8 protein-coding genes and 1 riboswitch are annotated in these 9280 nt (G+C 70.2%); of the genes, 3 read left to right on the top strand and 5 right to left on the bottom strand.

Annotation, left to right across the window (positions count from 1 at the left end):
* Positions 1–157 precede the first annotated feature (157 nt).
* The 5 genes from ACFWU9_RS36065 to ACFWU9_RS36045 all read right to left on the bottom strand — a co-directional run bounded on the left by ACFWU9_RS36065 (position 158) and on the right by ACFWU9_RS36045 (position 5862).
* Positions 158–1912 (bottom strand): ABC transporter substrate-binding protein, encoded by a 1755-nt coding sequence (locus ACFWU9_RS36065; protein WP_384325324.1) that lies wholly within the window; start codon positions 1910–1912, stop codon positions 158–160.
* A gap of 61 nt (positions 1913–1973) precedes the next feature.
* Positions 1974–2972 (bottom strand): ABC transporter permease, encoded by a 999-nt coding sequence (locus ACFWU9_RS36060; protein WP_329381206.1) that lies wholly within the window; start codon positions 2970–2972, stop codon positions 1974–1976.
* A 400-nt stretch (positions 2973–3372) separates the two neighbouring features.
* Positions 3373–4167 carry an enhanced serine sensitivity protein SseB C-terminal domain-containing protein gene (locus ACFWU9_RS36055; protein ID WP_384325323.1) on the bottom strand — a complete coding sequence of 265 codons (795 nt, stop codon included), beginning with the start codon at positions 4165–4167 and terminating at the stop codon, positions 3373–3375.
* Between the two features lie 130 nt (positions 4168–4297).
* Positions 4298–5047, bottom strand: a complete 750-nt coding sequence (locus ACFWU9_RS36050; RefSeq protein WP_384325322.1) for an enhanced serine sensitivity protein SseB — start codon at positions 5045–5047, stop codon at positions 4298–4300.
* A gap of 140 nt (positions 5048–5187) precedes the next feature.
* Positions 5188–5862 carry an AAA family ATPase gene (locus tag ACFWU9_RS36045; RefSeq protein ID WP_384325321.1) on the bottom strand — a complete coding sequence of 225 codons (675 nt, stop codon included), beginning with the start codon at positions 5860–5862 and terminating at the stop codon, positions 5188–5190.
* Positions 5863–6065: 203 nt separating this feature from the next.
* Positions 6066–6163: riboswitch (glycine riboswitch) on the top strand.
* A gap of 160 nt (positions 6164–6323) precedes the next feature.
* Between ACFWU9_RS36045 and gcvT the strand changes: the two genes are divergently transcribed.
* The 3 genes from gcvT (at position 6324) to glyA (ending at position 9239) form a co-directional block, all read left to right on the top strand.
* Positions 6324–7487 carry a glycine cleavage system aminomethyltransferase GcvT gene (gcvT, locus tag ACFWU9_RS36040; protein ID WP_384325320.1) on the top strand — a complete coding sequence of 388 codons (1164 nt, stop codon included), beginning with the start codon at positions 6324–6326 and terminating at the stop codon, positions 7485–7487.
* Positions 7488–7576: 89 nt separating this feature from the next.
* Positions 7577–7954 (top strand): glycine cleavage system protein GcvH, encoded by a 378-nt coding sequence (gene gcvH, locus ACFWU9_RS36035; RefSeq protein WP_078074962.1) that lies wholly within the window; start codon positions 7577–7579, stop codon positions 7952–7954.
* 16 nt (positions 7955–7970) lie between these two features.
* Positions 7971–9239 (top strand): serine hydroxymethyltransferase, encoded by a 1269-nt coding sequence (gene glyA, locus ACFWU9_RS36030; protein ID WP_384325319.1) that lies wholly within the window; start codon positions 7971–7973, stop codon positions 9237–9239.
* Positions 9240–9280 lie beyond the last annotated feature (41 nt).

Genomic DNA, 9280 nt, shown 5'->3' with positions numbered 1-9280 from the left:
ACCAACCGCAATCCCGGGTCTATCACGCGTCGGATTATGTACGCAGACACAGCCGATCGGCGCGGGGCCCGCCGGCGGGGGGTGACCCGGCCGGCGGACCCGAAGCCTTCACCTGCCTTTCAGGCATTTCGGGGGGTTGGGAAGCTCTACCGCTGGATTAGGTGGTGGAGCCGATCAGCAGGTAGTCGTACATACCGAGGTACGCCTGGGTCACGGTGACGTTGGTCGCCGAGTCCGGGCGGTACAGCAGGTTCTTGCGGTAGATCAGCGGCACGGCCGAGGCGTTCTCCATGACGAGCTTGTCGACCTCGCCCCACGCCTTGGTGCGGGCGGCGGCGTCGGTCTGCGCGATACCGTCCGACAGCGCCTTGTTGATCTTCGGGTCGTCCAGCTCCATCAGGTTGTTGCCGCCCGAGGGCTTGATGGCGGAGCCGTTGACGATCTGGTCGAGGAAGCCGAAGCCGGTCGGCCAGTCGGCGCCCCACGCCATCATCATCATGCCGAGGTCGTGCTCGTGCACGTAGCTGGGGACACCGGCGAAGTTACCGAAGTACTTGCCCGACGGGTACTGCTTGATCTCCGCCTGGATGCCGACCTTCTTCAGCGAGGCCTGGATGGCGGTCGCCATCTGCACCTCGTCGGGACGGTCGGAGCGGGCGGTCAGGTTGGTCTTGAAGCCGTTCGGCTGACCGCAGTCCGCGAGCGCGGCCTTCGCCTTGGCGATGTCGCCCTTGTTGCCCTCGGTCTGGTACAGGTCGAACTTCTGGTACCCGTTGACCGTCGGCGGGAGCAGCGTGCTCGCCACGTCGCCCTTGGTGTCGCCACCGAGCGCGGCCTGGACGGACGCCTTGTCGATCGCGTAGTGGACGGCCTTGCGGCAGTCGGCGTTGTCGAAGGGCTTCACCTTCGTCGACAGCGCGAGGTACGAGGTGGCGCCGGCGTACGAGTTGTCCGTCTTCGCCTTCTCGCTCGACTTGGTGAGGACCTTGGGCTGGGTCTTCGTCTGAAGACCGGTGCCGGCGGCGTCCACCGTGATGTTGTCGCTCATCAGGTGCTGGTCGACCGTGGTCGGGTTGACCTTGAACTTGATGGTGATCTTGTCGGCGAGCGCCGGGCGGATCGGGTCGGTGGCCTTGTCCCAGTGCGGGTTGCGCACGAGGGTCGCGCTGCGGCCCTCGTTGTACGACTCGAACTTGTACGGGCCCGACGACGCGATCTGCTTGACGTACTCGGCGCCCTTGTCCTTCGCCTGCGGCACGGGGGCCGTCTGCGAGAAGGTCGCCAGGTAGTCGAAGTCGGCGAACGGCTTGTTGAGCTTGAAGACGATCGTCTGGTCGTCCGGGGTCTCGATGGACTTCAGACCCTCGGCGGACTTGTCCTTGTACGGGCCCTTGTACTTCTCGCCGCCCAGCAGGTAGGCCTTGAAGTAGGTGGGACCGTGCGAGAGGGCCTCGGGCGCGAAGTTGCTGCGCTCGATGGCGTACTTGACGTCCTTGGAGGTGACGGGGCTGCCGTCGTCGAACTTGACGCCCTTGCGGAGCTTGTACGTCCACGTCTTGGCGTCCGCGCTCGGCTCACCGAGGGACTCGGCGAGGTCGGGAACGACCTCCAGGCCCTCCTTGCCGGCGGCCGGCTTGAAGGTGGTGAGCGTACGGCCGTACAGACGGGAGAAGTTCTGCACCCAGCCGTAGTAGGTGTTGCCCGGGTCCAGGGAGTCCGGCACGTCCGAGTGCTCGAAGGTGACGGTGCCCCCCTTCTTGTCGGACTTGTTGACGACCGAGGTCAGTCCGGCGTCGACGCCGGCACCGCTCTTGCTGTCGTTGTCCTTGCTGTCCGAGCCGCCGCACGCCGACGCGCCGAGCGCCAGCACGATGGCTGTCGCGAGGACAGCTGTCGCTTTCTTGGTCTTCATCCGGAGGAAAGCCCCCTCTATCGATGGATACGGCACAGAGCTCAAGGTCGGCCGCCGTGGATTACTTGCTGCGGGGGTCGAGTGCGTCACGCAGCCCGTCGCCCAGCAGATTGAACGCCAGCACAGTGATGAAGATCGCCATGCCGGGTACGAACATGTAGTGCAGATCGACCTCGTACAGGTCCACCGCGGTGGTGAGCATGCCGCCCCACGATGCTTGCGGCGGGGCGATGCCCACTCCGAGGAAGCTCAGACCGGCCTCGAAGAGGATGTTCGTGGGGATCAGGAGCGTCGAGTAGACGAGGATCGGCGCCACGAGGTTCGGCAGCAGTTCCCGGAAGAGGATGAAGGGCCCTCTGGCCCCCAGACTCCGGGACGCGTCGACGAACTCACGCCTGCGCAGGCTCATGGTCTGCGCGCGCACGATCCGGCCCATGTAGGGCCAGTTGAAGAAGCCGATCACAAAGATCAGCACACCGATCCGCAGTGGCAGTCCGCTGAGCCCGAAGGCGCCGTCCTGGAGGGCGGCCGAGATCGAGATCGCGAAGAGCAGCAGCGGGAAGGCGAGGAAGGTGTCCATCAGCCGGCTGACGACCGCGTCGACCCAGCCTCCGTAGTAACCGGCGATCACGCCGAGGAGGGTGCCGATGGCCACCGAGAGCAGGGTGGCTCCGGCGGCGACGAGCAGCGAGACCCAGGAGCCCTCGATGATGCGGGCGAGGAGGTCACGGCCGAGGCCGGGCTCCACGCCGAGCGGGTGGTCCCAGCTCATTCCGCCCCAGGCGCCCTTGGGGGCCAGCAGCTCCGGGTCGACCAGGTCCTGGTTCAGGGCGTTGGGGTCGAGATCGAAGAGTGCCTGGATGGGCTTGGCGAGGACGGCGAGCAGCACCAGAAGGATGACAACGATGCCGCCGGCCACGGCGGCCTTGTCGCGCTTGAAGCGCGTCCAGGCTATTCGACCGAGCGAACGCCCTTCTATCTGGCTCTGCTTGGCGCCCGTGAGCACTGCCTCCGGCTGCACTTCGGCAGCCGACTTGGTGGTCTCGATCGGTGCGGTCACAACGTCTTCGACCCCTCCTGGCCGGCGGTCGCCGGCCCGTACCCGCCGTTGTAACGGCCTGTCTCGCATCAGTTGGCGCACACATCGGTGCTGGTGTCGCGGAAGCGTCCCGTCAAGGACTTCCTGTGGAGCGATGCCGGGCTGCTCGCACAAGGGACCGACGGTCCCCGCTGCGGGGAGTCTTCATGGCCGTAGTGATCACCCGCCAGTGGTCAAGGGGAATGTTTGCTCAAACGTGATGGAGCGTGACACCTACCGTTATCCGGACGTTGTGATCGCCTCAGCGGAACAGCCAGCCGTTTTCGGTAGGTTTCGCCCCCGCTCGCGGTGTCCGCAGTCCGTACGGTACGCCTGCACTACCGGCGGGTACGGAGCGGGGCCCGTACGGAGCCGTACGGGGTCAGTAGGCGCGCGGCGCGGTGGGCGGGTAGCCGTAGCCGGGAGCGCCCTGGGGCGCCCCGTGGGCCTCGCGGTCGTAGAAGGGCCGGGAGTTGGCGCGCAGCCACATCGTGACCGGGTCGTACTCGTCGGACATCGCGACGGTGGAGACCGGCAGCCCCTCCGGGACCGCGCCGATGGACTGCTGCATCATCGCGCGCACGGCGTCGACGGAGGCCGGGCTCGTGTCGTACAGATCCAGACCGATCGTGAGGTACGGGGCGCCCAGCGCGGGGTGGACCCATGCCCGGCGCAACGAGCGCACGGCGGGGGTGCGGTGGGCGTTCTGCGTGAGCAGCGCGTAGAACTGCGGGATCTCGACGGCCGGTTCGGACAGCCGCAGCGGGCCCGCGGGCATCCGGTCGAGACCGGTGGCGATCCGGCGCAGATCGAGCCAGGGGATTCCCACTCCGCCGCCGGGCGAGTGCGGGTTCAGCCAGATCCCCCAGCGTTCGGGGTAGAGGGCGCGGGCGATGTCGCGGCCGGTGACGACCTCGTGCGCGCGGTTCCAGCCGCTGACGGAGAGCTCCTGGGCGGAGGTGACGCACGGCGCGTAGCCGAGGCCGTCGACCTCCATGTTCCCGTACTGGGCGTCGGGCGAGCCCGCGCGCCCGTGCCAGAGCAGCATCCACACCTGGCCGGCGGAGCCGTCCGCGAGTGCCTGGAGCAGCGCCTCGTAGGCGTCGTAGCGTCCTGGCGTCACCTGGCGCAGCATGTGCTCGACCTGCCCGGCCGCCGCGGTGCCTGACGCGCTCACTCTTGGTCCCGCCCCTCGTCGTCCACGATTCTCACCGGCCTCCCCGCTACGGGCCCGTGCCGGCCAGGCCATCAAACCAGCTTAGTGCGGCGGGTCATGGCCGGTTCCGGGGCACGGGCCGTACGGCGTGTTACGCGGGCGGGACGGCCGCCCGCTGGTAGAAGGGCCGCACCCGCTCCACCATCCATGTTCCGACCGGGTCCTGAGTGGCGTCCAGCAGCACGAGATTGACCGGCCAGCCGACCTGGACACGGCCGAGCGCCCTGCCCAGCGCGTCCATGGGGGCGTTGCGCTCGGCGGCCTCCCAGGAGGAGAGCTGGACGCCGACGAAGAGCACCGGGGGCTCGCCCTCGATGCTCGCCAGCCCCCGGCGGGCGGTGACGACGACGCCCGAGGCCTCGAACTCCTCCGCCGCCGCGTTGAGGAAGTCGACGGGGTCCTCCTGCCAGTCCGGCTCGAAGAGCCGCACCCGGCCGCCGCTCGCGGGCCCGTCCAGCGGCGTACGGCCCACCCGGCACAGCTCCGCGACGGCGAGCGGCGGCAGGGGCGCGCCGACCATGCCGCCGGGGTTGACGGCGATTCCGAGCTGCGGGGGCAGACCGCGGGCGAACTCGCGGGCGGGGGCGACCGTGAAGGGCATATGGGCCCCGACGCACTGGCGGAACTGCTGTTCGGAGCTGAAGACGGGCACGTACGGCGCGCCCTCGATCTCCAGGGTGGGCAGATCGAGTCCGGGGCTGTCGGGACCGCCGCCGTTGGGCAGCGGCACCCAGAGCCGGCTCCTTCCGAGGACCTCGACCAGCCGCCCGCCCGCCGCCGCGTTCCCGAGCGACGCCGCGAGCACCTCTTCCAACTCGTTGCCCGGCCATGCTGTGTTCACTGACTCTCCCGTATCGCCCCGGCCCGCGCGTTCGCGGACGGCCTGCCCGCCCCCGCGTGACCCGGAAAACCCTAACGCCGCACGGTCGGGGCCCCGCCCCGCGCGGGGTCCCGGGTCTCCGGCGCGGGAGGCGCCCCCGTTCACGGCCTCCGGAAGTCGATCCCGAGCAGCGCCGTCGCCGCGTCGCGGTCCAGCAGGACCGCCGACGCGCAGCCCGAGGGGAGGCGGCCCGCGTCCGCGTCCGCGACCAGGCGGGAGACCGCGCGGCGATGGCGCGCGAAGGCGTAGCCGGAGACGCCGCGTCCGCGTTCGCGCTGGCCCGCGCGGGCCGTCTTCGGCGTGACGTCCAGCAGGACCAGATGGAGCCGTCTGCCGCGCCGGCGTGCCTCACGGGCCAGCCAGCGGCGGACCCAGGCCTGGGTGCCGCAGTCGTGCACCACGACGCTCCCGCCTGAGCGCAGCGCCCGCCGCAGCCCCGCGTAGTGCGCGAGGCGCACCAGCGGCCGGTAGACCGCGTACGGCAGGGGGGCCGGCAGCCGGCGGGCCCAGCGGTCGCGGGTGTCCTGCGAGTCGATCCCCCGGCCCGCCGCGGCCCGGCCGATCAGGGTGGACTTGCCGCTGCCCGGCAGCCCGGAGACGACCACCACGTCGCCGTCGCCGAACGTCAGGCGCCGGGGGCCCCGGCTCCCCCGTTCGCGCAGGTCCCGGACGACCGGCGGGACCGCCGCCAGGGATCGGCGCGGGACCGCCGCCGGCTGGGCGGGCACCCCCGCGGTCGTCGCGTACGCGCCTGCACGGGACCGCTGCAACGTCATCGCCCTCCCCCTGTCGGGTCCATCGCTCTGGTCGATGTTCCCTGCCCTTGAAGTGTAAAGAATGGGTAATACGGCACAAGCGTTTTGCTGTTCACGGCCCTGTCGGCCCCGTCCGGTCCCCCGGACGGACGAGCCCGTCGCCCTCCCTCCCCGGGGACGGCGGCGCGTGCGATGATGTGCGCGCCAACTCCATACCGGCCGTTCGAATCCGCGCGGGAGAGTCCTGGTCACCGTGGGTGCCGGGCGCCGAAGGAGCAAGTTCCTCCCTTGAATCTCTCAGGCCCAGTACCGCGCGGACGAGGCAGATCTGAAAAGCGAATCGCCGTCAGGCGCTTCCACCCAAGGTGCAAGTCACGACCTCCGTATGCGTACGTGTACGTACACGTCGTGGTGAACCTCTCAGGTTCCGATGACAGATGGGGAGGATTGTCCTCTCTGTCATGCCCCTGGGAGTCACACCTATGAGCGATACGCCCCGTACCCCCGCCCCCGGCGCGGCCGGTCCCGGCGGAGCGCGCCACACCGCGCTCGACGCCGTGCACCGCTCGCTGGGCGCCACGATGACCGACTTCGCGGGCTGGGACATGCCGCTGCGCTACGCCAGCGAGCGCGAGGAGCACCTCGCCGTCCGTACGAAGGCCGGGCTCTTCGACCTCTCCCACATGGGTGAGATCACCGTCACCGGCGCGCGGGCGGCCGAGGCGCTGGACTACGCGCTGGTCGGCAACATCGGCTCGCTCGCCGTGGGCCGCGCCCGCTACACCATGATCTGCCAGGAGGACGGCGGCATCCTGGACGACCTGATCGTGTACCGCCTCGACACGCACGGATCACCCGAGTTCATGGTCGTCGCCAACGCCTCCAACGCGCAGGTGGTGCTCGACGAGCTGACGGGCCGCGCCGCGGACTTCGACGTCGAGGTGCGGGACGACCGCGACGCGTACGCGCTGCTCGCCGTCCAGGGCCCCGAGTCGCCCGGCATCCTCGCCTCGCTCACCGACGCCGACCTGGACGGGCTCAAGTACTACGCCGGGCTGCCCGGCACCGTCGCCGGCGTGCCCGCGCTGATCGCCCGTACCGGCTACACGGGTGAGGACGGCTTCGAGCTGTTCGTCGAGCCCCGGTACGCGGAAGTGCTGTGGCGGGCCCTGACGGCCGCGGGCGCGTCCGCCGGACTCGTACCGGCCGGGCTCTCGTGCCGCGACACCCTGCGCATGGAGGCGGGGATGCCGCTGTACGGGCAGGAGCTGACCACCGGTCTCACGCCCTTCGACGCGGGCCTGGGCAGGGTCGTGAAGTTCGAGAAGGAGGGGTACTTCGTGGGCCGTACGGCGCTGGAGGCCTCCGCCGGGCGGGCCGAGAGCGCGCCGCCGCGGAGGCTGGTCGGGCTCGTCGCCGAGGGCCGCCGGGTACCGCGGGCCGGCTATCCGGTCGTGGCCGGCGGCGAGGTGGTGGGCCGGGTCACCTCGGGCGCGCCGTCGCCGACGCTGGGCCGGCCGATCGCGATGGCGTATGTGGACGCCTCGCACGCCACGGCGGGCACGGCGGGTGTCGGGGTCGACATCCGGGGCTCCGTCGAACCGTACGAGGTCGTCGCGCTGCCCTTCTACAAGCGCAAGAAGTAGCCCCCGGGCCCGCCCGGTCCCGGGCGGGCATCTCAGTGGGCAAGACACGTGTTCCTCACCACTCCCCCGCGTACAGGAGAATTCACGACATGAGCAACCCCCAGCAGCTGCGCTACAGCAAGGAGCACGAGTGGCTGTCGACCGCCGACGACGGCGTCTCGACGGTCGGCATCACGGAGTTCGCGGCGAACGCCCTCGGCGACGTCGTGTACGCCCAGCTCCCCGCGGTCGGTGACACGGTGACCGCGGGCGAGACCTGCGGCGAGCTGGAGTCGACCAAGTCGGTCAGCGACCTGTACTCCCCCGTGACGGGTGAGGTCACCGAGGCGAACCAGGACGTCGTGGACGACCCCTCGCTGGTGAACTCCGCGCCCTTCGAGGGCGGCTGGCTGTTCAAGGTGCGCGTCGCGGAGGAGCCGAAGGACCTGCTCTCCGCCGACGAGTACACCGAATTCTCCGGCAACTGAGACCCCAGGGACTGTGATGTCTTCGAAGTCGCTCCTCAACTCCTCACTCCACGAGCTCGACCCCGACGTCGCCGCCGCCGTCGACGCCGAACTCCACCGACAGCAGTCGACGCTCGAAATGATCGCGTCGGAGAACTTCGCTCCGGTCGCGGTCATGGAGGCCCAGGGCTCCGTCCTGACCAACAAGTACGCCGAGGGCTACCCGGGCCGCCGCTACTACGGCGGCTGTGAGTACGTCGACGTGATCGAGAACATCGCGATCGACCGGGTGAAGGCGCTCTTCGGCGCCGAGCACGCGAACGTGCAGCCGCACTCCGGGGCGCAGGCCAACGCGGCGGCGATGTTCGCGCTGCTGAAGCCCGGTGACACGATCATGGGCCTGAACCTGGCCCACGGCGGTCACCTGACGCACGGCATGAAGATCAACTTCTCCGGCAAGCTCTACAACGTGGTCGCCTACCACGTCGACGAGGAGACCGGCCAGGTCGACATGGCCGAGGTCGAGCGGCTGGCGAAGGAGTCGCGCCCCAAGCTGATCGTGGCCGGCTGGTCCGCGTACCCCCGTCAGCTCGACTTCGCCGCGTTCCGCCGGATCGCCGACGAGGTCGGCGCGTACCTGATGGTCGACATGGCGCACTTCGCCGGGCTGGTCGCCGCCGGGCTGCACCCCAACCCGGTGCCGCACGCGCACGTCGTCACCACCACCACGCACAAGACCCTGGGCGGCCCGCGCGGCGGGGTGATCCTCTCCACCCAGGAGCTGGCCAAGAAGATCAACTCCGCGGTCTTCCCCGGCCAGCAGGGCGGTCCGCTGGAGCACGTCATCGCCGCGAAGGCGGTCTCCTTCAAGGTCGCGGCGTCCGAGGAGTTCAAGCAGCGCCAGCAGCTGACGCTGGACGGCGCGCGCATCCTCGCGGAGCGGCTGGTCCAGGACGATGTCACCGAGGCCGGCGTCTCGGTCCTGTCGGGCGGCACCGACGTGCACCTGGTCCTGGTCGACCTGCGGAACTCGGAGCTGGACGGCCAGCAGGCCGAGGACCGGCTGCACGAGATCGGCATCACGGTCAACCGCAACGCCGTCCCGAACGACCCGCGCCCGCCGATGGTCACCTCCGGCCTGCGGATCGGCACCCCGGCGCTGGCCACCCGCGGTTTCACGGCCGAGGACTTCGCGGAGGTCGCGGACGTCATCGCGGCGGCGCTGAAGCCCGCCTTCGACCGTGAGGCGCTGGCGGCGCGTGTGACGGCGCTGGCGGCGAAGCACCCGCTGTACCCGGGCCTCTAGGACCCGGTCCGGCCGGGCCCCGCGGATCCGCGGGGCCCGGC

The organism is Streptomyces sp. NPDC058653 (assembly GCF_042716895.1).
Classification (GTDB): domain Bacteria; phylum Actinomycetota; class Actinomycetes; order Streptomycetales; family Streptomycetaceae; genus Streptomyces.
The sequence above is the reverse complement of the archived record's forward strand: the minus strand, read 5'-3'. Positions and strand labels throughout refer to the sequence as shown.

What these genes read in the sequence shown, in the direction of transcription:
- ACFWU9_RS36065 (WP_384325324.1), bottom strand. Translation starts at nt 1,912, where the DNA reads ATGAAGACCAAGAAAGCGACAGCTGTCCTCGCGACAGCCATCGTGCTG.
- ACFWU9_RS36045 (WP_384325321.1), bottom strand. Translation starts at nt 5,862, where the DNA reads ATGACGTTGCAGCGGTCCCGTGCAGGCGCGTACGCGACGACCGCGGGG.
- gcvT (WP_384325320.1), top strand. Translation starts at nt 6,324, where the DNA reads ATGAGCGATACGCCCCGTACCCCCGCCCCCGGCGCGGCCGGTCCCGGC.
- gcvH (WP_078074962.1), top strand. Translation starts at nt 7,577, where the DNA reads ATGAGCAACCCCCAGCAGCTGCGCTACAGCAAGGAGCACGAGTGGCTG.
- glyA (WP_384325319.1), top strand. Translation starts at nt 7,971, where the DNA reads ATGTCTTCGAAGTCGCTCCTCAACTCCTCACTCCACGAGCTCGACCCC.